This is a genomic window from Cytobacillus sp. GQ23, from assembly GCF_059758675.1.
The window spans coordinates 58,159-81,306 of sequence record NZ_JCAXER010000002.1; the positions used below are offsets into that span (position 1 = coordinate 58,159).

The window sequence follows — 23,148 nt, forward strand, 5'->3', positions numbered from 1 at the left end:
ATTCCAGGTGTTACGGCGCAGTCTTCCCTCCAAAGACAGCATCAATATAAAGCTCCGGATTCATTAAGGTTCGGACTGCCAGTTCGGTATATGCAGAGATTCCTTCAGCTCCCAAGCCCAGCAATATGGTCAGCAGGCTGAGACAGGCTATCGGGAACATCACCCCTTTAGTAGTACCTGACTCCATCTCTTCACTTAAAAACGTTTCTCCCCAAAAACAATTCATAAAAATTTTAATAACGGAGTAGAGGGCCATCAGACTTGTTAACAGGCCTATTGCGCCAAGCCAGAAATAGCCGGCTTCAAAAGTCCCTTGCGTTATAAATACCTTGCCAAGGAAACCGCTTAAAGGAGGTATTCCTGCCAGGGATAGAGCTGCAATAAAAAACATCCATCCAAGATATGGGTGATTGCGAATGAGACCGCTCATCTCTTTTAGTTTACCGGTGCCAGTAAGACTGATGATTGTCCCGCCTATTAAGAAAATAAGCGCCTTAATGATGATGTCATGAATGATATAGTAAACAGAGCCTGTTAATCCCTCTGCTGAGAAAGAGGCTAAACCAGCAATAATAAAACCAACGCCGATAATGACGTTATAAGCGAGTATGTTCTTAATATCCCAATGGGCAACAGCCCCAATCGCACCCAAAATCATGGTTCCCGCTCCCAAAATGCCGATTAAGAGATGGGTAACTTGCGGCTCATGGTAGAAAACCAGGGTAAACACCCGAAAAATCGCATAAATGCCAACCTTTGTTAATAGTGCAGCAAAGACCGCAGCTACAGCCGTCGGTGGTGCACTATATGAGCCCGGAAGCCAAAAGAATAGAAAAAGAGCAGCTTTGAGGCTGAATATGACCAGTAATAAAATAGATATAATAGTCAACAGACCGCTCTGTCCTGTTTCTGCAACTCTCACTGAAAGATGGGCAAAGTTTAATGTTCCGGTAATAGCATAAATAAAGGAAATTGCGACGAGAAAAAGAAATGACGAAATAATATTGGTAAGTACATATTTTATTGACTCCCTGAGCTGTACCTTAGTGCCTCCCAATGAAATCAAAACATAAGAAGAAATGAGCATAACTTCAAAACAGACAAACAGATTAAATAAGTCCCCGGTAATAAAGGAGCCATTAACTCCGGTAATCAGAAATAAAAACAAAGGATAAAAATAATGGTTCTCCCTTTCTTCTCCTATTGACTTGAAGGCATAAATCAAGCAGCAGACAGCTACAATACTAGTTATTAAAAGCAGCATGGAGGAAAACATATCAGCGACCATGCTCACCCCAAATGGAGGCTGCCAGTCTCCTAAGTGCAGGGCCTGAATCCCATCATCTTTATTTTCTCTCATTAAAATGACCGCAATAATTCCCGATCCTGATAACGCAATGAGGCTTAATATTTTATGAAGTATTAAATTCCTCCTGAATATCACCATGACCATACCTGCAATCAGAGGGATGATTATGGGCATAATAATTAAATTATTCATCATGATTACCTCTCATTTGATCCGTATCGTCTGTGCCCAGCACCTTATATGCCCGATAGCTTAACACTAAGAAAAGGGCCGTCGTTGCAAAATTAATAACAATCGCTGTTAATATAAGTGCCTGTGGGAGCGCATCGGTAAATGGAAGGTCCTGCAGCCCCAATAATGGGGGACCTCCCGTTTTCAACCCGCCCATCGTGAGAATAAGCAGATGGACCCCGTGGCTGATAATGGACGTTCCCAGGATGATTCTAAGCAAACTCTTGGTTAAGATTAAATAGGTTCCTATAGCAAAAAATAGACCGACAAGCAGTGACATTAAAGTTTCCATTCTTAGTGATCATCACCTATACTCAGAATTATGGACATCGATGTCCCAATAACTGCCAGCGCCACCCCTACATCGAAGAGCACTGCAGTAGCCAGTTCAGTCTTTCCGAAAACCGGAATGTCAAAATAATCAAATGCCTGTGTTAAAAATGGCTGCCCAAAAACAATGCCCCCCACTCCTGTAAAAACAGCAATTAATACGCCGATCGCTGTAAGCACTTTAAAGTCAACAGGAATATTTTGACGGACTGTTTCAATATCGAATGCCAGAAACAGCAGCGTCAGAGCAGCTGAAAATCCTAAACCTCCGATGAATCCTCCGCCAGGGTTATGATGTCCTGAGAAGAATAGGTTAATCGAAAAGGTAAGGATGATAACTACTGCAACCTTTATAACAGCATGCAAAATGATATCATTTGGTTCTTTCACTTCTTCCCCTCCCCGATAACCTCAGTTTTACAAGTGTATACACTCCTAAGGAAGCAATGCCAAGCACAAATATTTCAAGCATTGTATCAATACCCCGGAAGTCTACAAGTATCGCGTTAACAATATTTTTTGCCCCGGCCAGTTCATATGAATTTTCATAGTAATAGGCGATAGGCTCGAATAATCTTGTCCCATTAGCAGATAATGCAAGAGTTGCCACTACGGCCCCAACACCAAGGGAAATCACTAAATTTATCATTCTGAATTTTACTCTTTCCACTTTCCTCCGCATTTCCGGCAAATGGTAAAAACATAAAAGAAAAAGGGCAGTTGTAACTGTTTCAACCACCAGCTGGGTCAGTGCTAAATCCGGCGCGCGGAAAATGACAAAGAAAAGTGAGACCAGGTACCCAAGTGCACCAACTGCAACTATAGCCGTCAGCCTTGATTTGGAGAATAGAACGGTAAAGGCTGCTGTAAGCATGCTAATAATCAGCACACCTTCATATATGCTGACAGGTGCATTTTTGCCGGCATCAAAGACTGCTCCATCCAGGAACAATATGGAACCTCCAACCAGAATAATAAAAAAAGTGAAGATATATACAAAATAATCGCGTATATATCCGGTCATATAGCCTTTGGTTAGAGAGTAGGACATGTCTTCCATTTTGCCGAGCCCTTGGTTGTAGAAGTTATTGAAGGTCATGCTATATGGGTAGATCGAATAAATGCCAATCCACTTTTTTAAATATAAATATAGAAGAGCCCCTGCTCCGACGACTCCCAGAGTCATAAATAATTCTGCATTCCAGCCATGCCATGCACTGATTTTGATTTCAATTTCCCCAGGCTGAGAATAGGCTGGCAAAACAGCTCCCATTGCGGGCTTAAGAATGTATTGAGATAGCACATTAGGGAAAAAGAAAATAATAATAACCAGGGAAGATAAAATAAGCGGAGGGACTAACATCCCAACTGGCGCTTCGCGGGCTGCTTTTTCCAGCTTTTTCGGCTTGTATTTCCCGGTAAAGGTCTTGAAAATTATAATCATGCAATAGATAAAAGTAAACACACTTGCTGCCCAGGCGATAACAGGAAAAATAACACCTAAGGACTCCATGCTGAATATAGACATATCAGAGGCATTCAACACAGCGGTAAAAAACATTTCTTTACTCAGGAATCCATTAAATGGTGGAAGTCCTGCCATTGAAAAGCCGCCAATGACAGCAAGGGTGAAAGAAATAGGCATCAGGTGCATCAAACCGCCCAGCCTTCTAATATCCCTGGTTCCAGTTTCATGGTCAATGATCCCCACAACCATAAACAAACTTCCCTTAAATGTAGAGTGATTGATTAAATGAAAGATCGCAGCAAGCACGGCTGCTGCATACATTGAAGCTTCATCACCTGTACCGTAATATAGGGACGCTGACCCCATGCCAAGCAGACTCATGATCAGCCCAAGCTGGCTAATGGTTGAGTACGCCAATAAAGCCTTTAAGTCTGTTTGCCTTACAGCGTTAAGAGAGCCATACAGCAATGTTACAAGTCCGGCAATGCTTACAAGCCAAAACCACTCTGCAGTGCCTCCAAAAATCGGCGTCATACGCGCCACTAAATATATCCCAGCTTTAACCATTGTCGCTGAGTGCAGATAAGCACTAATTGGCGTTGGAGCTTCCATTGCATCTGGAAGCCAAATGCTGAATGGGAATTGTGCAGATTTTGTAAACGCCCCAATGAGAAGAAGAATCATGGCAGGCAAAAATAAGGAATGCTCATATATAGATTCAGTTTGATTAATTATTTCACGAATGCTAAATGTTTCTGTCATCATTGACAGCATGATAAATCCGGCAAGCATGGCAAGTCCGCCAAAAATCGTGATATTCATTGATTTCTGTGCCCCATAACGAGATTTTTCCCTTTGATACCAATAAGCAATCAGTAAGAAAGACGAGATGCTTGTCAATTCCCAAAAAACATATAAAACAAGAATATTATCAGAGAAAACCAAACCAAGCATAGCTCCCATGAATAACAGTAAATAGACATAGAAATTGTGCAGTGATTCTTTCAGCTTTGACATGTAATATATGGAATACAGCACAACCAAAGCTCCGATGCCTGTAATAAGCAATCCAAAGACTAAGCCTAATCCATCAATATATGTTGTGTAATTTATTCCATACGATGGGATCCAGGGTACAGAAATAAAAACCGAATCTCCATTTGAAACAATTGGAATATACCTTAGCAAATACAGAAAAATGACTGATGGCACTACTAGCACAAACCAGCCAGTATGTATGCGTGGTGTAACCATTCTATAAATTAACGGAACAAATATTGCAAATATAAATGGAACTAAAACCATTATGTGCAGCCAGGACAAAACGATCCCCTCCCTTTTTATGAATTTTCAGGTGACATTACTGTTTCAAACATAAGGGCATTTACTGTTCTTTTAAAGTATGCTTCCCAATATATCAAACCATTAACTCTGAACTTGATTAATTTTCTTGAATGACATTGACCTTTTAGGTTGCATAAGCTATAGTCATACATAGTTTAAATTATGAAGACAAATATTTTCACATCTATTCGAGGTGAGTTAACAGTGAAAAAACTAACAGGACGAATGGACGAAAGCATTCTTGTCTGTGTTTATTACGGCCCAAATGGTGAAAAGTTAATTCGCCGCGGATGCCAAATAGCCAGTATGCTGGATTGTCCTTTATATATATTGACCATTGATCCAAAACCTTTTGATGAAATGGATGCGGAGAAATCACATTACATCACCAAATGGAAACAATTAGCCGATCACTATAGTGCTGATGCTTTCATTCTGAAGGATAATGAAAAGCGGCCGGTATCAAAAGTCATCACCGAAGTGGCAAGAGAAAAAGGCATTACACAAATAATTCTTGGCCAAACAGCTCAAAGCCGCTGGGAACAAATTGCCAAGGGGTCCATCATCAATGTACTTCTCCGGGAAATCCCCTTTGTGGATCTTCATATCATTTCTGTGTCCCGATATCTGAAAGATCAGGAGGGACAGTTTGAAAAAGGCGTTCGTGCTTACCTCGTTAAGGATGGAAGCAACTATCGTGTGACTTTCAAACATACGAAGGATGCTGAATATGAAGGAATTTTCTTTAAAGATCAGGGCACTGACTTTAATAATGGGGTTTTTAAATTTATGAAAGACCAGAAGACACATCAAGTCATCGTAACTGAAGACATTATATCTGACTTAACTAATGTTGATTTAGATGACTCCTTGAATAATGATGATGAATAATGAAATAATTCCTCCTCTGCTGAAATGCGGAGGAGTTTTTTTATCCTTTCACTTCTAGAGATTAACGTCCACCTTTGTTAATTGCTTCTCGCCTCTCTCAATTCCCAGGTAGCGCATTGTTTCTGCTGATGAGTGGTGATTATATATGGACATAATGATCGAAATGGCAATACCTTTTCTGTAAGCATGATAACCAAACGTTTTACGGAGTGTATGTGTTCCGACTTTCCCTTGTATCCCTGCCTCCTTGGCAGCACTATTTATAATCCGATAAGCCTGCTGGCGGGTTATAGGCTGATTATTCTTCTTGGATTTGAAAAGAAAATCGCACTCAGTAAAATCATGCTGGGAAAAATATTTCCTTAATTCCTTTTTCACACTGTTATTTAAAAAATATGCTTTCTGTTCATGGCTATTTTTTGGTTCAGCACCATGGTTTAAATCATCAATATAAATAAATTCCTTTATTTCTTTCCCATCTGAAACATCACTGATTCTTAAAGAAAGCAGATCACTGACTCTAATGCCTGTATTTATTCCCAGCACAAACAGCAATAGGTCCCGCTGTGATTGTCTCCTTAAAATCTCTTTGATTTTATTAATACTTTTGATGTCCTTGATAGGATCAACATATTCCACTAGATTCCCTCCTGCATCTAATGTTACTTAATTATATGCTATCAGAAACTATGTAACATTACAAATAATACATATTCCTTTTGGCACAAAAAAATATGCAAGAGGAGCACATCCCCTTGCATGTTTCACTGCTTTAATTCGCCTGCTTTTCACCGGCAGTATAGCTTTTAAAGGTTTCCAGAACTTCCACATATCGATCCTTTGAAACAATTGGTATTCCCTTTTTTAATTCTTCACATTTTGTGCTCTCTAATTTTCCTAAATCGATTTGAAAGAATGACTGAATAATATTCGTTTTTTGCGGCTTTCCATTGAAAATGGTCAGGGTTCCGTCTTCCGTGACACCGAAATACCCATTTGCTTTTAATAACGGTGATATATCATCCATTTTCCTGCGGAATACCATATAATCTATATCCATATCAACAAGCTGCCATTGATCATATTTAGCCCAGAAATCTTCAAGAGACCATATGGTTTCCTTTATCATTTCCTGGCTTACTTCTCCATCCAGATACTCTCTCTCCAAGATGACCTCAAGCTTAAGCGGACCTTCGATTTGTTCAGCTGCCATAGCATAATGAGAAGTGCCGCCAACAGATAAAAAATTAAATGCGTCCGTGTAGAAGAAGAGATAAAAGGAAGCAGATCCTGCTATTAGCAAGCCCCATATGGTTCTCATGATCGATCACCCCGATTAAATAGTAACTTCTTCACTGTCTGCCTGATCCTGTATTTCCCAGATCTTTATGTTTAGTGTGGCCAAAATTTTCATGTTTATCCTGAAATAATTTAATATGTAAAAGGGGCAAAGCCCAGATGCTTTGCCCCTATCGCTAATCTGTTGATTTTACCTGCCAAATAAGCTTTTCAAATCCCAATCAATTTGCTCTCTTGGGCCGCCATCACGAAGATTGTTATCAATGTTTCTTAACCGGCTGAATGTTCCTTCGTCTGTTACCACCTTCGCAGATCTTCCCCGCAGATATGGCTCGACAGCTTTATGAATCGCTTCTTTTGTTTGTTCTTCCTTATCGTAATCAGTCAGATCTACAGCAATCAAAACATTGCTGCCATAGGTAACAGATCTGACGTCCTCAACATTTGGAACAGCTGCTGCAATGTCACCGATTTTTTCAGCAAGCTCGCCTTCATAAGCCTGATAATAGGAATTTTTAGCTTGCCGTGTATTGTCATCGAGATGACCATGGTAATTTGCATCGCTATGGCTAAAACGATTATCTTTCCTAAAAAAGCTTAGATCTCTGTCTGCCATAGGAACAGTAGGGTTTCCGGTGTTTTCATCCCGGACTCTCCGTGCATTATTGTCCACATGGTTACGGCGGGTATTTTCCCCCTCGGCTCCGAGCGTATGATCCATCATTTCTGTCAGAGGCCCATCATTATCGGTACCATCTTCCACCCGGACATTTCCACCGCGATTTTCGTGATTTTCATTCGAGTAATATCCCATGGGCTGACCCATCTCATTGTTTCGATCAACAGCTGCATCTTCATTCGTACCGCAGCCTGTCAATCCCATTGATAAGATAGCAGCCACCGGCACTATAAGCAGTTTCTTGTGCAAGCGAAAAACCCCCTCGCTAATATTACAAGCCCTGAGCATTTCTGCTCTTACTTAGCTTGTGAGCGAAAAGAGGCTTTCATTCTGTCCATTTACGTCCAATTTTGTATAGAGTATTATTGGTTTGTCTCATTAACGGCCATTTTAAGTGCTTTAATAAAGCACTGTCTTTCAGCAAACTGTCCTACAGTTAAATCCAATACAGGACGGATTTTTACAGAATCAAGATACGATCTATCCCTTATTACACGGTTCCATTCCCTGAATATATCTGTTGGATATGCCAATGCATGAAGAAAGCCTTTTTCTTCAAGACTGTATTTAAAGATTGGATATTCTTTCAATTCTTCAAATGACCAGTTCATAAAGGGAAGGATGCGATTTGCATACTGCAGATAATCGGAATGAGGAGACCCTATCGCGACGAGGTCAAAATCAAGCAAATATAAAGATTGATCTTTTGCTCTGAGAAAATTATGGTGTGCTACATCACCGTGCAGAATAACCTGCCTTCCCGACTGAAAAAGCCAGGCTTCTTCTTCAATGCCTCTTAAGGACCAATCTGCCCAGGCCAGTAACTCATTAATAATTTCTTTTTGGACAAAATACCTTACTACTGGGAGATTATTAAGAAAAAGGGTTGCTCTCTCTCTCCACTTGTCTGCCTGCCTATAAGCTGGCACAACCGTTCGATAACGGCTGACGAGCTTCTCTGTTGTATCGTGAAACTTCTTCAGGAGTTCCAGCCCTTTTAACCGATCTGTTTTCAGGTAATAAGTAAAAACTTCCTTGGAAGGCGGCAAATACTCCATACAGCCGTAATAAGTCCTGTCAAAAAACAAAGGCGGTTCCTTGGCAACTTCATAAAAAATATAGGTCTTTGAGAATCCTTCCTTCATTAATGAAGATGTGAATGCTTCCTGGAGTTTTAGACGGTGATAGGATGAAAACCCTTTTAATATATAGGATCTTTGCTGTGTTCTTAGAAAATAGACCTTCTTTCGAATGGGCTTTAATTCTTCAATTTTAAATGGCAGCTGATCGTGCAAATAGGAGAGGAGACGATTTTGTACTAAATCGTCTCCTGCATTATTAACCGTCGTATTCACTGCTTTCGTCTGTGTTTCTTGGCATTCCAAATGCCTCTCCGCCCATTGGGCCAAAGCCTTGACCGAAGCCTGGTCCCGGTCCATAGCCAAATCCTGGGCCATATCCTGGTTCGAAACCTCTAGGAGCATATTGCGGCCCTCCACAGCCGCAATCATTGGAAGCTCCCATCACCGAGCCAGGCATCAATGGCTTTTGAGATTCCATTCCCTGTACCTGTGGCATTTGATGCGGCATTTGCATGCCCATGTCTTCCGCTCCCATTACACCTGGCGGCATCTGCGGCATCATTGCTCCCTGCACCTGTGGCATCTGATGCGGCATTTGAGGCATCATTGCTCCCTGCACCTGTGGCATTTGGTGCGGCATCTGTGGCATCATTGCTCCCTGCACCTGCGGCATTTGATGCGGCATCTGCGGCATCATCGCTCCCTGCACCTGCGGCATTTGATGCGGCATTTGAGGCATCATTGCTCCCTGCACCTGCGGCATTTGATGCGGCATTTGAGGCATCATTGCTCCCTGCACCTGCGGCATTTGATGCGGCATTTGAGGCATCATTGCCCCCTGCACCTGTGGCATTTGGTGCGGCATCTGCTGCCCCATATCTTCCGCTCCCATCACACCCGATGGCATTTGAGACATTGGCATAAACGGTGAAGATTCATCATAATCCGGACTTTCTACTCCAGCCATATGAGGCATCTGTGGCATCATTGCCCCCTGCACCTGTGGCATTTGGTGCGGCATCTGCATGCCCATGTCTTCCGCTCCCATCACACCTGATGGCATTTGGTGCGGCATTTGAGGCATCATTGCCCCCTGGACCTGGGGCATTTGGTGCGGCATCTGTGGCATCATTGCCCCCTGGACCTGCGGCATTTGGTGCGGCATCTGCATGCCCATGTCCTCCGCTCCCATCACACCTGATGGCATTTGGTGCGGCATCTGTGGCATCATTGCCCCCTGGACCTGCGGCATTTGGTGCGGCATCTGCATGCCCATGTCTTCCGCTCCCATCACACCTGATGGCATTTGGTGCGGCATTTGAGGCATCATTGCCCCCTGGACCTGGGGCATTTGGTGCGGCATCTGTGGCATCATTGCTCCCTGTACTTGAGGGAATGGCATTTGCGGGTAACATGGATTATAAGGAAACATCGGCTGATATTGACCTCCTTGTTGTTGTGGGTAAAATGGTGATTCGCTTTCCGGCGATTCAGGACTTTCCTGATACGGCTTTACCTGCGGAAGGATATTAACTGGTTTGGGCGGGAGCTGGGGCTGCGGCTTAGATTCTGAGATTGGCAATGGTTTTTGCTGTGGTTTAGTTTCTGCAGGCTTAACTGGTTTTTCCTTTGCTTTTACCTCTTTTGCGGGCAGAGGCTTCTGCTGCGGTTTTACCTCTTTTGCCGGCAGCGGCTTTTGCTGCGGTGCCGGCTGCTGAATATTCATCATATAATAATTATTTATATCAATTTCCGGCATAATCGGCTTTGGCATTTTTGGTGTAAAGGGTTTTTTGGGAACTTCCTTAGGTGCTTCTGCTTTTGGCGCAGCTTTAGGCACTTCTTTTGGAGTTTCAACCTTTGGTGCTGTTACTTTTGGCATTTCCTTTTTTGGTGCTTCTTTTACCGGCTTCTCCTTGGGTGCTTCCGTTTTCGGCATGGTAATAGGTTTCTCTTTGGCAAAAGGCTGTTCTGCTTTTGGCATTTCTTTTTTGGCACCCAAATTTATTTTTGCTTCCGGTTTTCCTCCAATAGGAGCTTCTTTTTTTATAGAGCCTCCACTTGCAGGAACTTTTATTTTCATACCGGGCATAATCATATCAGGGTTGCTGAGCTGTGTATTCATCTTTTTCAGCTCTTCAAAATTCACGCCGTACTTTTTGGCAATCTTCCAAAGAGTATCCCCTTTCTGTACGATATGGATTTTCACTCTGAATTCCCTCCTATGCATAAGGTGATGCTTACATCTGTGATGGATGGTTGAGGTCCACACGATGGGGCACACAGAAACCTGCCGCAGATGCGGCTTTCTCATTCTGTGCCCTATTCAGCATTTACGGGCATTTCATCCATTTATGTGAAAGGTGCAGATTAGTGCCCGTTAATCTCGATGAGTCCATATAGTGTATGAAGAATTGGGCAAATTGCTAACAATCTACACAAAAAGATATGCTTTTTTTCCCGGAATTATGATTCATCGTTACTCTCTTTACCCTTACCCGCAATGGCCAGTTAAGCAAAAAAAAATCCTCCTGGCGGGGAGAATTTTTTTATTAGATATATGTTCCGCAGAATATGCTTAACACTGTAAGCTAGGTTCCAATGTTAGCGGACAGGGGACTTTTTTACCGCATTTATGGGCGTTCAAGCATCCTATCCAGAGCCAGTTTAGCATATGCTGCCGTTGGTTCTTCGACTTGAATTAGATTTTGGCTATTACCTTCCCAGATTGATTCAAGAGACCAAACCAGGTGTGGCAAATCGATTCGGTTCATAGTCAGGCAAGGACACATATGCGGGTTAAGTGAGATAATAGTTTTATCCTGGTGCCGGGCGATAATCCTTTTAACTAAATTCATCTCAGTACCGATTGCCCAGGAAGATCCAGGCTCCGAATGTTCAATTGCATCGATAATAAAATTGGTTGATCCTGCCATGTCGGAAAGCTCTACCACTTCTCTTCTGCATTCAGGATGGACAATGATTTTCATATCAGGATATTGTTCCCGGACTTCATGAACATTTTCAACGGTAAAGTTTTCATGAACAGAACAATGGCCTTTCCATAGTATCACTTTTATATCCTCTAGTTCCCCTTCATATTCCAGATGATCTGTAGTAGGATTCCATACAGCCATTCCAGCAAGAGGTATTCCAAGATTGTAGGCAGTATTTCTTCCAAGATGCTGATCAGGAAGAAATAGAATTCTCTGCTTCTGCTCAAAGGCCCAGCTTACCATTTTTTCAGCATTCGAAGAAGTGACTGTCGCTCCTCCGTGACGTCCTACAAAAGCCTTTATGGCAGCAGTAGAGTTTACATACGTTAATGGAAGCATAGTATCCCCAAACATATTCTGCAGTTTCATCCAGGCTCTTTCTGTTTGGCTTATATCAGCCATATCAGCCATGGAGCAGCCTGCACGCATATCCGGCAAAATCACTTTTTGATGTGAAGATGTTAATATATCTGCCGTTTCAGCCATAAAGTGGACTCCGCAAAATACAATATATTCCGCCTCTGTATTCTCCTGCGAAAGCTGGGCAAGCTTGAGTGAATCACCTGTAGCGTCCGCAAACTGGATGACCTCATCTTTTTGATAATGATGACCCGGAATGAACAGCTTATTGCCAAGCCCATTTTTTATTTCTCTTGCCCGAACCTTTAGTTCCTTAACAGTCATCATCCGATATTTTTCCGGAAGAATACTTGCTTGTTTTTCTGCTGTCTGAAAAATATTCATCTTCTCCAAACCCCTTTGTCACAAAATTTATTCCACGATAACCTTCACACTTATATCAAGCGATTTCACAGAATGGGTCAGAAATCCAAGGGAAATGAAATCAACCCCCGTATCACTGTATGATTGCAGGTTATCAAGGGTAATTCCACCGGATGCTTCTGTCACTATTCCATTCGGCACGCAGCTAATCCACTCTTTTATCTCTTCCGGACTCCTATTGTCAAACATGATTACATCTGCACCTGCTTTAACTGCTTCCACGACTTGTTCTTTTGTTTCCGTTTCGACTTCAACTTTTACCATATGCCCAATTTTTGAGCGCACTTCTTCCACAGCTTTTGCAATTGAACCGGCAAAAGAAATATGGTTGTCCTTAATCATGACTGCATCATATAGACCATATCGATGATTAAATCCCCCTCCTGACCTGACTGCATATTTTTCAAGCATTCTTAGGCCTGGAGTGGTTTTTCTTGTATCGCAGATTTTTGTATGTGAACTTTTAAGAACCCGGACAGCCTCACTTGTTTTTGTTGCAATTCCGCTCATTCTTTGGAGCAGATTCAAAATAACTCTTTCTCCTTTTAATAAATCCGATACTGGCCCTGCAGCTTCAGCAAGGATTTGACCCTTCTCGATCCTTTCCCCGTCCTTTATCTTTATATTTACTTCAGCCGCCGGATTCAGCACCTTAAATCCTGACCTGATTATTTCTTCACCGCAAAAAATACCATTGTCTTTTGCCAGGAAAATGACCTTTCCTGCCTGGCTCTCCCCAAAAATAAGTTCACTTGTCAGGTCGCGGTCCCCAATGTCCTCAAGAAAATATTGTTCAAGTTGCAATCGCAGCTTTAATTTGTTCATTTTTACCATTCCTTTCAGGTTTTCGGCAGTGAATAATTCTTTTTCCAAGCCATTCTGGACTTTCGAAAGGATAATCCTGCCGGAAATGTCCCCCACGGCTTTCTGTTCGCATTAATGCAGAATCTGTGATCAGATAAGCTGCAATCAGCATGAAGGCCCGCGTTATTTCCTCTATTGATAAATGATCAAGATCTGCCATTATCCATTCTTCAATTTTGCATCCTTTTAGCCAGGCCATCTGAGCAAGAAGCCCTTCCTTTGTTTTGATAATCCCGGCATTTTTCATCATGTTTATTTTAATTTCTTCAATAGATGGCAATGCTTCTTTAACTGGCCACCCTAATTCCGGGTTATGAATATGCAATTCATCAGCAGTTTCATTGAAAGGCTGTTCATTAAGCCAAACCGCAAGCTGCTTGCCGCAATAAAGCCCTTCAAGCAGGGAATTGCTTGCAAGACGGTTAGCGCCATGTACTCCCGTGCATGCAGCTTCACCAATCGCATACAAGCCGGGAATACTTGTGCGGCCCAATAAATCAGTTTTTATTCCTCCCATTAAAAAATGACTTCCGGGAGCAACAGGAATCTTCCCAAAACTTAAATCTACGCCGTTTTCTTCACATATTTTTGTTATGGTTGGAAATCTGGATTTAAAATTTTCTATTGATGAGATATCCAGGAAAACGGTTTTCCCTTTCTTCACAGAATGATAAATGGCCTGTGACACTACGTGTCTTGGGGCTAAATCTCCCTGTGGGTGAAGCCCTTCCATGACAGGACTCCCGTCTTCAGTAATAAGGCGTCCCCCTTCTCCCCTTACAGCTTCAGAGATCAGCCCCCGTGCTTTACCGTCCTTGTAGAGAAGTGTGGGATGAAATTGAATGAACTCCATATCAGCTATCTCCGCACCAGCCCTGTATGCTAAGGCAATCCCATCTCCAGTTACGGTTTCAGCATTGGAGGTATATTCATACAGCTGTCCGCAGCCACCCGTAGCGAGCACAACATGAGAAGAAAAGAATTGATGAACTCCACCAGCATAATCTTTTCCTTTTAGGCCAATGCACTTGCCGTCTGTTCCATTTATAAGCAATTCAAATACAAGAATATCTTCTAAGATTCGAACATTCGGATTTTGATTTAACAGCATAAAATCGATGATTGTTTTTCCTGTACTATCTCCTCCCCCATGAACAATTCTATTCTCTGAATGAGCCCCTTCTCTTCCTAACGAGATGGATCCTCCAGAATCCATGTCAAACCGGCATCCCTCCTGATTCAGCTCTTTTATCAGGAATGGAGCTTCACTGGTCAGGGCTTGCACTGCATCAGAATTATTATGAAACCTTCCTGCTTCGAGTGTATCCATGCAGTGCTTTTCTGGATGATCATTTTTTCCCAGGGCAGCTGCAACGCCGCCCTGTGCCATATATGAATTTCCATTTATTACAGTCGATTTTGTGAGAATAATCACATTCAAGTCCCGGCGCAGCTTCTTTGCCAACTGCAGAGCGGCTACCCCGCTTCCAATTATTAAAACGTCGGCATTCATAATATTTTACCTCCTGTTTTTACAGGTGTCTTGACACCTATATTTACACAGATTTAGAATTATGACAAGAGGTTTTCATAGTTTAAGAGGAACTTCTGACTTTTTGATTGGTTTAATTAGAAAGAGGAGAGCAGGTGGGGAACATTAAATATTTCGATTATGCCGCATCATGTCCGCTCGACAGAGAAGCGGCAGATGCCTATATAAAAGCCTCAACTGAATACTTTGGCAATACCCGCAGCCTGCATGATACCGGGAGTGCTGCAGAAGGGCTTCTTGAAAATTGCAGGATGGAATTGGCAGGAATTTTAGGCGTAAAAAGTGAAGGAATCTATTTTACCAGCGGAGGTTCGGAAAGTAATTTTCTTGCAATAGCTGCCTTGCTGTCTGCTTCTGAAAAAGCAGGAAAGCATATTATTACAGGAATAGCTGAACATTCCTCTATTCATAGTGTTTTAGAGAAATTACGCTTTAAGGATGGCTATGAAATTACAAAAATTCCTTTTGGCACAGATGGCCGCATGGACCTGAAAAAATTAAGTTCCGCCATCAGGGAAGATACCGTCTTAGTTACCATACAGCATGGCAATCCTGAGATCGGCACATTGCAGCCTCTCATTGAGATCAGCGAGCTTTGCAGGGAAAGGCAAATTTTGCTGCATAGTGATTGTGTCCATACATTTGGCAAAGCAGATTTGAAAGAAGCGGCACGATTTGCTGATAGCCTTTCCTTTTCTGCACATAAATTTTACGGCCCAAAGGGAATCGGAGGGGTTTACCTAAGACCAGACATGCGGTGGAGCTCTTTTTTACCCGGAGTTTCACATGAAAAGGGACTCAGGCCAGGCACTGTAAACCTTCCGGGTGTTGTCGGAATGACAGTGGCTGCACAGAAAGCTTATGCAAATTTAAGCAAACATAACAGCCATTTCCAAATGCTGCGGGAAGTACTGCTGAAGGAGCTTGAACCCGCACACGAGAAATTCACAGTATACGATTTTAGCGGCTCTTACCAGCTTCCTTCTACATTGGGACTTCGGTTAAAAGGTGTGGAAGGACAATATGTCATGCTTGAATGCAATCGGCTCGGATTTTCCATATCTACAGGAAGTGCATGCAGTACAGGCTTGCAAACTGTTTCTAAAACCATGGAGGCACTGGGAGTTACAGATAAAAGAGGCAAAGAATTTATCAGGATTTCCTTTGGGTGGAATACATCTGCCGAGGATGCAAAAGCATTAGGGGAAAAGCTGGCTATCTTGGCCAGTGAACTCGTACCCCTCTAATTTTTTCTTCCTCCTTTCCTTATGTTAAAATGAAATATTATCGGATTGTAAGGGTGAGAGAATATGAATGAACAAAAAAAGGTGCTCGGAGAAGAGCGAAGGACCTTTCTGCTTCAGCTGCTGAAAGAAAGCGGACAGCCCATTACAGGAAGCGAACTTGCCGCAAAAACAAATGTCAGCAGACAGGTAATTGTTGGGGATATCACCCTTCTAAAAGCAAGAAACGAGCCAATCATTGCAACAAGCCAGGGTTATTTGTATCTTCACCAGGCTTCTCCTGCATCAGCAGCCGAGCGGGTCATTGCCTGCCATCATGACCCCGCGAAAACAGAAGAAGAATTGAATCTGCTTGTCGACCATGGAGTTACCGTAAAAGATGTAAGAATTGAACATCCAGTCTATGGTGACTTAACTGCATCGGTTATGGTATCCACCCGCCAGGAAGTTAAGCAATTCATGGAAAAAATCAATTCCACAAAGGCTTCATTCTTATCAGAATTGACAGATGGCATTCACCTCCATACTCTGTCTGCAGCCACCGAAAGGAAACTCGATGAAGCTGAGAAATTATTAAAAGAAGCAGGATTTCTTATTAACCTGGAATAGCTTTAAATATAAAAGGACCCGGAAATATACTCGCCGGATCCTTTTTATTTTTTTATTTATTCCTGCAGAACTTTGCTGTTCTTATTCTGAAGCTGAAAATACGGATAGCTTCCCAGCACCTTAACATTGCAGCCTAATGCCTCCAATTCAGCAGCTGCACCGGGGATCAGGACGTCATCCATTTTCATATCCACATCAATGATAAAGAAATAATTACCTAATCCTGTTTTCATCGGTCTGGATTCAATCTTAGTCAAATTAAGCTTCCTCCAGGCAAATGCCGAAAGCACCTGATGAAGAGCCCCTGACCTGTCAGCCGGCAGCGTCACCATAACAGTTGTCTTATGCCCTTGAAATTCCTTGCGGTCTTCACTGATGGAGAGTTCTTTATTGGCTAAAACAATGAACTTCGTATGGTTATAATCAAAATCATGGATATCCTCTTTAACGATCGCCAACCCATATACTTCTGCAGCTAATTCATTAGCTATGGCACCTGCCCGCAAATCCGGATTTTCTTTTACAAATCGGGCTGCGGCAGCTGTAGAAGTAGTGCTTTCACAAGGAATTCCTTTCAGCTCTTTATGCAGAAATTTATGGCATTGTGCAATTGCGTGTGAATGACTATAAACAGCGTGGGTTTTGTCCCAATCCTTAGCATGAGCCGGATGAACCATAAAATGCTGGCGAATGGGAGCTGTCAGTTCGCCAATAATCGGAAAATCCGCTTCATGGATTAAATAGTCCAATGTAATGTTCACTGAGCCTTCCAATGCGTTTTCAAGAGGAACTACCGCCAGCTCTATTTCATTCTCATTTAAAGCATCAAAGCAGGCAGGAATCGTTGGGTAGGCAACGGCAGTCTCATTGGGAAATAAGCTCCTGGCTGCAATATCTGTAAAAGTGGCTTTAGGTCCTAAAAATCCTAACTTCACGGTAATTACCTCCTTTTTTATCAGACTTATTTTAAATCACTGAAAATTTTCTTTATACTTTATTACTTTAACATATGTATGTGAAATACAAAATAAAAAACGAAAAAAGGGCAGGGCACAGAGCACATTTTTTCATGCACCCGTTCCCAGCACCTCTACTTTTTCTACAAACTCCAATTTTCGAAGCCTTGTCAAGAGTTCCTCAATCTCAATGCCCATTTCAGTTACATTCAGGGAAAGCGTGACATTTGCCCTCCCCTGAAGAGGAATGGTCTGATGTATTGTTAAGACATTGCACCCCGATGAAGCCACAACGCCCAATAAATGTGATAAAGTTCCCGACCTGTCTTCCAGATGAAAAAATAAAGTGATCAGCCGTTCTTTGACAACAGTATGAAAAGGGAACACAGTGTCTCTATATTTATAGAAAGCACTTCTGCTCAAATCAACTTTTTGGACAGCATCCCAAACCGATTCGGCTCTTCCCCTTTCGATCATTTCCTTTGCATCCAATGTTTTCTTCATGGCTTCAGGCAAAACATCTTCGCGAACCAAATAAAATTTCTTATCGAATCTATCTTTTCTCATTTCTCCACCCCGTCAATCGAGAAGGTTAGTCAATAAACTCGAATTCATAATCAAGCAGCTTAACAGTGTCACCATCTTTTGCTCCTTTTTCACGAAGAGCATCATCCACACCCATACCGCGAAGCTGTCTGGCAAACCTGCGGACAGATTCATCTCTTGAGAAGTCAGTCATCTTAAAGAGCTTCTCAATCGCATCGCCTGATACAACGAACACTCCTGCAGGATCTCTCGTGATGACAAATTCCGTTTGTTCAGCTTCATGCTTGTAAAGAACGCGGTGGACACCTGTGTTTTCCTCTTCTTCATGTGACAGCGGGAATTCAGGTGTTTCTTCGACCTTATCTGCAACGGCAAATAGTAAATCCCTTAACCCCTGTCTTGTTAAAGCGGAAATAGGGAAAATCGGATAATCTTCTGCAAGCTGTTCCTTAAATTTTTTAAGATTTTCCTCTGCATCAGGCATATCCATTTTATTGGCTACAATGATTTGCGGCCTTTCTGTGAGGCGCAGGTTATATTCTTTTAATTCTTTATTGATGGTAAGGTAGTCTTCAAATGGATCTCTGCCCTCAACAGCAGCCATATCGATAACATGAACAATTACCCTTGTTCTTTCAATATGCCGCAAAAACTGATGGCCGAGGCCAACTCCTGAATGGGCACCTTCAATTAATCCAGGCAGGTCTGCCATAACAAAGCTGCGTCCATCTTCAGTCTCAACCATCCCCAGATTGGGAACAATTGTTGTAAAGTGGTATTCCGCAATCTTCGGTCTTGCCGATGACACAACTGACAGCAAAGTCGATTTCCCGACGCTTGGAAATCCCACTAAACCAACATCAGCTAAAAGCTTGAGCTCCAGCACAACATCCCGTTCCTGGCCCGGTTCCCCATGTTCGGACAATTCAGGAGCTGGATTAGCCGGTGTCGCAAACCGGGTATTTCCCCTGCCTCCCCGGCCCCCGCGTGCTATGACAGCTCTTTGCCCGTGCTCAGTCAGATCAGCGATTACTTCCCCTGTATCAGCATCTGTTACGACTGTACCCGGCGGTACTTTAACAATCATGTCTTTTGAATTTCTTCCATGCTGGTTTTTGGACATGCCATGCTCGCCACGGGGAGCTTTAAAATGGCGCTGATAACGGAAGTCCATTAACGTCCGCAATCCCTCATTCACTTCAAAAACAACATTGGCTCCCTTGCCGCCATCACCGCCGGCCGGGCCTCCGTTCGGCACATATTTTTCCCGGCGGAAAGCAACCATTCCGTTGCCCCCGTCCCCGCCCTTTACATAAACTTTGACTTGATCGACAAACATATATTATTCCTCCCGTCTGCAGTATGTCCCATTGTCTGGCACTCAGCCAGATACCGGCACTGACTGGATCTGCTTCTTACACTTAAGAAGTGCCCAGCCTGCAGAGTTTCACACTTAGTATTGCTTTTTTTGGCGGAAATCACTCTCTGCCATTTGCAATGAATGGCACAAATAATTCCAATGCAAGCTCCTCTTCAGCTAATTCCTGAACAGCAGCAGTTATGTTAGTGTTCTTCTTTTTAAAGAACTTTTTTAATTGATCCACATCTGTTAGTATTCCGCTAAAATCAAAAAAGAAACGAGCCCCTTCTTTTTCATGCCTGATGGATACGGATAGATGATTATCATGGTAAGGCCTGACTGATGAGTCTAAAATGGCCAAAAAAGAGCCTGTCCACTCAGAAAGGACAGAGTCATCCAAACGTCCGGCAATGGGGTCATCCAGCACTTCATACTCAAGCTGAAAGTAGTGGTTCTCCCAATTATAAGTTAATAAAAGCGAAGCAAATCCAGGAAGATTCAAATTCGAAAGTCTTGCTTCCTGCTGTGATTCCACCACAATTTCATCTATGATTTCCTTAGCCCTGTCTATCTTATTTAGAGAAAGGTTACCTTTAATTAATTGTATTTTATTCAGCCAGTCATGCCGGGCATGACGCAGCACTTCAATCATATTCCAGTCTTTTTCCATATATGCACTCCTGTATGGTTATTAGGCTGTCAGAAGACTGTGCTTGCTGTAAGTATAACAAAAAACATAAAGACAGTAAGCAAATTTATGTTAAATAAGAAAATATTGCTTATGCGATGAAGAGCTGCTATTAATTCATTAGGTAAATGTGAAGTGCACCGGCGGAATTTTTGCCAAAAAAAGAAAACCCTAACCTTGTGGGCTAGGGTTTTCTCGAAAAGGCTTACGCCTCTTGAGCTGCAGGATATACGCTCACTTGCTTGCGGTCACGTCCAAGACGCTCGAATTTAACAACACCGTCAACTTTTGCAAAAAGTGTGTCATCGCCGCCTTTACCCACGTTTACACCTGGGTAGATCTTAGTACCGCGCTGACGGTACAGGATAGAGCCGCCAGTAACGAATTGTCCGTCCGCACGCTTAGCGCCAAGACGCTTAGAGATTGAATCACGGCCGTTCTTTGTAGAACCTACTCCCTTTTTAGAAGCGAACAACTGAAGATCTAATTTTAATAGCATTTATTCCACCTCCTGCTTTTTGAAGGTAATTTTTATATACTTTCCGTAGTCTTCTTCAATCGTCTGCAATGAAACAACCATGCCTTCAAGCAAAAGCTGCACTTTCTCATTCATGTCATCCTGAAGATCAGGAAGGACACAGCGGAGAAAGCCTTCTCCATGGCTAATCTCTGGTGTCACGCCGGTTAGGGCATGGACAGCATTAATAGCACCGATGGAAACAGCAGATACGCCTGCACAGACAATATCCTTGCCTCTGTTTGCGAAGAATGCATGACCGCTAATTTCAAACAAATGAATATTTCCGGAATCTTTACGAATAATCGTAACATCAATCATCTTAAATCGCCTGATTAAGCGTTGATTTTTTCAATCACAACTTTAGTGTAAGGCTGACGATGACCTTGCTTTTTACGATAGTTTTTCTTCGCTTTGTACTTGAATACAGTGATTTTCTTTTGACGGCCTTGTTTTTCAACTTTAGCTGTAACAGTAGCACCTTCAACTACAGGGCTTCCTACTTTTACGCTGTCTCCGCCAACGAAAAGAACTTTTCCAAAAGTAACTGTTTCGCCTGCTTCAGCGTTAAGCTTTTCGATGTAGATAGCTTGACCTTCTTCTACACGTACTTGCTTGCCGCCAGTTTCGATAATCGCGTACATGAACTGCACCTCCTCTTAGACTAAGACTCGCCATCCCAGGCGCCGACACGAAATGCGGGCTTATGTACCTGTTCTGTGCGGTTGTAGCACGGGTGCGCTACAAACATAACATGAAAATCCTATCATATAATGATCAATCATGTCAATAAGAATTATATGATTCTCTTTGTTTGCACCTAATTTGCGTGCCTATACAATTATAATGCTTATGGAGCAAATAGGGAAGTGGGAAATACTGCACTAAAAAAGGCAGGAGGGCCGCTTAACCCATCCTGCATAAAATTAACCCAGCTCATCGGCACTGCCAAACTTGCGGATTACATAAAATGGCTTGCCATTTTCCCTTGTAGAGAAAATAATCTTTAAGCCAACGCTGTCTTCAATTCTTTTTTTATGTTCATCATTTTTCCCTGAAAATACCGCTGCTGTGTCTGAGGTGGTTTCAATCAAAACAGCTTCATGGTCACTGCCTCGATGTTCCCACAGTTCCCTTTCTAGCCTGAAGGCAATGGTCTCAGCACTCATTACTCTACCCGTGCCCTCGCAAACCTGACATCTTTCGGTAAGCGCTTCTAAAATGGCAGGCCTTGTCTTTTTGCGGGTCATCTGAAGGATCCCAAGAGGGGAGAACCCAACCAGTTTAGTACGTCTTTCATCATTTTTCAGAGCGTTTTCCATAACAGCAAGAATATGCTTTCTATCGGATGCTTCTTTCATATCGATAAAATCGATCAGGATCATGCCGCCGATATCCCGGAGCCTGATCTGTCTTGCAGCTTCTTCGGCCGCCATTTCATTCGTTTTTAACACAGTGTCCCTGCGGTCCTGTTTACCTGCAAACTTCCCGGTATTCACATCAATGACTGTTAAGGCTTCTGTTTCATCAAAAATAAGATATGCGCCACTATCAAGCCATACAATTCGTTTTAGTGCTTTATCAATTTCGGCTTCAGCATTAAAAGCAGAGAAGATATTTTCCTTTCCGGAGTGCAGCCGAATTGGCAGACAGGTGTGTTTCTGGAGCACATTTTTCAGGTTCAAATCGTCTACGGCAATTTCACCGTGAGCTATTTTCTTAGCCTCTTCGATAATTTCCTTTATAAAAGAATCCGCTTTGTACACCTTTCCAGCCTTCTTTTTCGTTTCTGATTCTCTTAATAGGTCCCTGTACTCCTGCCTGAGTTTTTCCAATTCATCCATAAGTTCATTTTCTTTCCTGCTGACGCAGGATGTTCTGAAAATTAGACCTTCATTCTCTTCTTTTGCACGATAGCCAAATTGCCGCCAGTTTTCTCTTGCCTCACTATCCTCAATTTTTTTGGAAACTGCAACATAACGGCCGTTTGGCATATATATCAGTGACTCTCCTGAAAACTCAATCAAACCAGACAATCTCGGTCCTTTTGTTCCCGTAGCGTCCTTTTCAACTTGAACAAGTATTCTTTCCCCTTGATGGACAAAGGAAGAAATGCTTCGTTTTTCCTTTACTTGCGAATTCTCGGCAGAACAAACATAGGATGCTAGTTTGTCCCGGTGAAGAAAACCGCTTTGACCTTCCCCTATCTCTACAAAAGCTGCATTTAATCCAGGCATTACTTTAGCAACAGTGCCTAAGTATATATCCCCAACTGATGAACGATGCCTCGGCTGGTCAATAATTAGCTTTTCGACCCTATTATCTTTTAAGTGCACAAAGCGGCGCTCTCTTGATGCATAATTTACAACTAACATATCCAAAACGACTTCCTCACTTTAA

Annotated in this window: 23 protein-coding genes and 1 other annotated feature; of the genes, 3 read left to right on the plus strand and 20 right to left on the minus strand. The window is 42.5% G+C overall.

Annotated elements, in window-relative coordinates; genetic code table 11:
• Positions 1–10: 10 nt before the first annotated feature.
• The 4 genes from AC6CHU_RS02020 to AC6CHU_RS02035 are packed head-to-tail and all read right to left on the minus strand — an operon-like array spanning position 11 to position 4,643.
• The gene (locus AC6CHU_RS02020) at positions 11–1,501 is read right to left on the minus strand and encodes a Na+/H+ antiporter subunit D (RefSeq protein WP_159863447.1); all 1,491 of its coding nucleotides are present in this window, start codon (positions 1,499–1,501) and stop codon (positions 11–13) included.
• Complete coding sequence (locus AC6CHU_RS02025; RefSeq protein ID WP_048011602.1) at positions 1,494–1,832, minus strand: Na(+)/H(+) antiporter subunit C; 339 nt, start codon at positions 1,830–1,832, stop codon at positions 1,494–1,496. The genes AC6CHU_RS02020 and AC6CHU_RS02025 overlap by 8 nt, the downstream gene beginning before the upstream one ends.
• Before the next feature lie 2 nt (positions 1,833–1,834).
• Positions 1,835–2,260, minus strand: a complete 426-nt coding sequence (locus AC6CHU_RS02030) for a Na(+)/H(+) antiporter subunit B (protein ID WP_159863305.1) — start codon at positions 2,258–2,260, stop codon at positions 1,835–1,837.
• Positions 2,244–4,643, minus strand: coding sequence for a Na+/H+ antiporter subunit A (locus tag AC6CHU_RS02035; RefSeq protein WP_498119884.1), 2,400 nt, complete (start codon positions 4,641–4,643; stop codon positions 2,244–2,246). The genes AC6CHU_RS02030 and AC6CHU_RS02035 overlap by 17 nt, the downstream gene beginning before the upstream one ends.
• A 243-nt stretch (positions 4,644–4,886) precedes the next feature.
• On the opposite strand from AC6CHU_RS02035, the gene AC6CHU_RS02040 reads away from it, so the two are divergent.
• Positions 4,887–5,573 carry a universal stress protein gene (locus tag AC6CHU_RS02040; protein ID WP_236566174.1) on the plus strand — a complete coding sequence of 229 codons (687 nt, stop codon included), beginning with the start codon at positions 4,887–4,889 and terminating at the stop codon, positions 5,571–5,573.
• Positions 5,574–5,627: 54 nt separating this feature from the next.
• On the opposite strand, the gene AC6CHU_RS02045 is transcribed toward AC6CHU_RS02040, so the two are convergent.
• From AC6CHU_RS02045 to nadB, 8 genes are all read right to left on the minus strand, one after another.
• Positions 5,628–6,212: a tyrosine-type recombinase/integrase gene (locus AC6CHU_RS02045; protein WP_498119887.1), complete on the minus strand. Its 585-nt coding sequence runs from the start codon at positions 6,210–6,212 to the stop codon at positions 5,628–5,630.
• Between the two features lie 133 nt (positions 6,213–6,345).
• Positions 6,346–6,894, minus strand: coding sequence for an intercompartmental signaling factor BofC (locus AC6CHU_RS02050; protein WP_159863309.1), 549 nt, complete (start codon positions 6,892–6,894; stop codon positions 6,346–6,348).
• Between the two features lie 168 nt (positions 6,895–7,062).
• On the minus strand, positions 7,063–7,800 hold the full coding sequence (locus AC6CHU_RS02055) for a YhcN/YlaJ family sporulation lipoprotein (protein WP_159863310.1): 738 nt from the start codon (positions 7,798–7,800) through the stop codon (positions 7,063–7,065).
• Positions 7,801–7,913: 113 nt separating this feature from the next.
• On the minus strand, positions 7,914–8,906 hold the full coding sequence (locus tag AC6CHU_RS02060; RefSeq protein WP_159863448.1) for a phosphotransferase: 993 nt from the start codon (positions 8,904–8,906) through the stop codon (positions 7,914–7,916).
• Positions 8,890–10,842: a SafA/ExsA family spore coat assembly protein gene (safA, locus tag AC6CHU_RS02065; RefSeq protein WP_159863311.1), complete on the minus strand. Its 1,953-nt coding sequence runs from the start codon at positions 10,840–10,842 to the stop codon at positions 8,890–8,892. Before safA ends, AC6CHU_RS02060 begins: the two co-directional genes overlap by 17 nt.
• 424 nt (positions 10,843–11,266) lie before the next feature.
• Positions 11,267–12,373 (minus strand): quinolinate synthase NadA, encoded by a 1,107-nt coding sequence (gene nadA / locus AC6CHU_RS02070; RefSeq protein ID WP_159863312.1) that lies wholly within the window; start codon positions 12,371–12,373, stop codon positions 11,267–11,269.
• Positions 12,374–12,400: 27 nt separating this feature from the next.
• Complete coding sequence (nadC, locus tag AC6CHU_RS02075) at positions 12,401–13,237, minus strand: carboxylating nicotinate-nucleotide diphosphorylase (protein WP_251284483.1); 837 nt, start codon at positions 13,235–13,237, stop codon at positions 12,401–12,403.
• On the minus strand, positions 13,206–14,789 hold the full coding sequence (nadB, locus tag AC6CHU_RS02080) for an L-aspartate oxidase (protein WP_498119890.1): 1,584 nt from the start codon (positions 14,787–14,789) through the stop codon (positions 13,206–13,208). Before nadB ends, nadC begins: the two co-directional genes overlap by 32 nt.
• 134 nt (positions 14,790–14,923) lie before the next feature.
• Here nadB and AC6CHU_RS02085 point away from each other — a divergent pair, with 134 nt between their 5' ends.
• Entirely contained in the window at positions 14,924–16,075 is a 1,152-nt protein-coding gene (locus tag AC6CHU_RS02085) for an IscS subfamily cysteine desulfurase (RefSeq protein WP_251284485.1), read from the plus strand.
• A gap of 63 nt (positions 16,076–16,138) precedes the next feature.
• Positions 16,139–16,681 (plus strand): transcription repressor NadR, encoded by a 543-nt coding sequence (locus tag AC6CHU_RS02090; protein WP_159863315.1) that lies wholly within the window; start codon positions 16,139–16,141, stop codon positions 16,679–16,681.
• Between the two features lie 56 nt (positions 16,682–16,737).
• On the opposite strand, the gene pheA is transcribed toward AC6CHU_RS02090, so the two are convergent.
• From pheA to AC6CHU_RS02130, 8 genes are all read right to left on the minus strand, one after another.
• Positions 16,738–17,616, minus strand: coding sequence for a prephenate dehydratase (gene pheA, locus AC6CHU_RS02095; protein ID WP_251284486.1), 879 nt, complete (start codon positions 17,614–17,616; stop codon positions 16,738–16,740).
• 132 nt (positions 17,617–17,748) lie between these two features.
• Positions 17,749–18,204 (minus strand): transcriptional regulator ThrR, encoded by a 456-nt coding sequence (gene thrR / locus AC6CHU_RS02100; RefSeq protein WP_159863317.1) that lies wholly within the window; start codon positions 18,202–18,204, stop codon positions 17,749–17,751.
• A 25-nt stretch (positions 18,205–18,229) separates the two neighbouring features.
• Positions 18,230–19,522, minus strand: coding sequence for a GTPase ObgE (gene obgE / locus AC6CHU_RS02105; protein ID WP_159863318.1), 1,293 nt, complete (start codon positions 19,520–19,522; stop codon positions 18,230–18,232).
• A gap of 139 nt (positions 19,523–19,661) precedes the next feature.
• On the minus strand, positions 19,662–20,213 hold the full coding sequence (locus AC6CHU_RS02110; RefSeq protein ID WP_159863319.1) for a sporulation initiation phosphotransferase B: 552 nt from the start codon (positions 20,211–20,213) through the stop codon (positions 19,662–19,664).
• A gap of 223 nt (positions 20,214–20,436) precedes the next feature.
• Complete coding sequence (rpmA, locus tag AC6CHU_RS02115) at positions 20,437–20,730, minus strand: 50S ribosomal protein L27 (protein WP_009333115.1); 294 nt, start codon at positions 20,728–20,730, stop codon at positions 20,437–20,439.
• Positions 20,731–21,069, minus strand: coding sequence for a ribosomal-processing cysteine protease Prp (locus tag AC6CHU_RS02120; RefSeq protein ID WP_251284487.1), 339 nt, complete (start codon positions 21,067–21,069; stop codon positions 20,731–20,733). It lies immediately after the preceding gene.
• A 14-nt stretch (positions 21,070–21,083) separates the two neighbouring features.
• Positions 21,084–21,392: a 50S ribosomal protein L21 gene (gene rplU, locus AC6CHU_RS02125; RefSeq protein WP_159863320.1), complete on the minus strand. Its 309-nt coding sequence runs from the start codon at positions 21,390–21,392 to the stop codon at positions 21,084–21,086.
• Between the two features lie 13 nt (positions 21,393–21,405).
• Positions 21,406–21,485: a sequence feature (ribosomal protein L21 leader region), on the minus strand.
• Positions 21,486–21,674: 189 nt separating this feature from the next.
• A complete protein-coding gene (locus AC6CHU_RS02130; protein WP_498119894.1) occupies positions 21,675–23,123 on the minus strand; it encodes an Rne/Rng family ribonuclease in 1,449 nt (482 codons plus the stop codon).
• Positions 23,124–23,148: the final 25 nt, after the last annotated feature.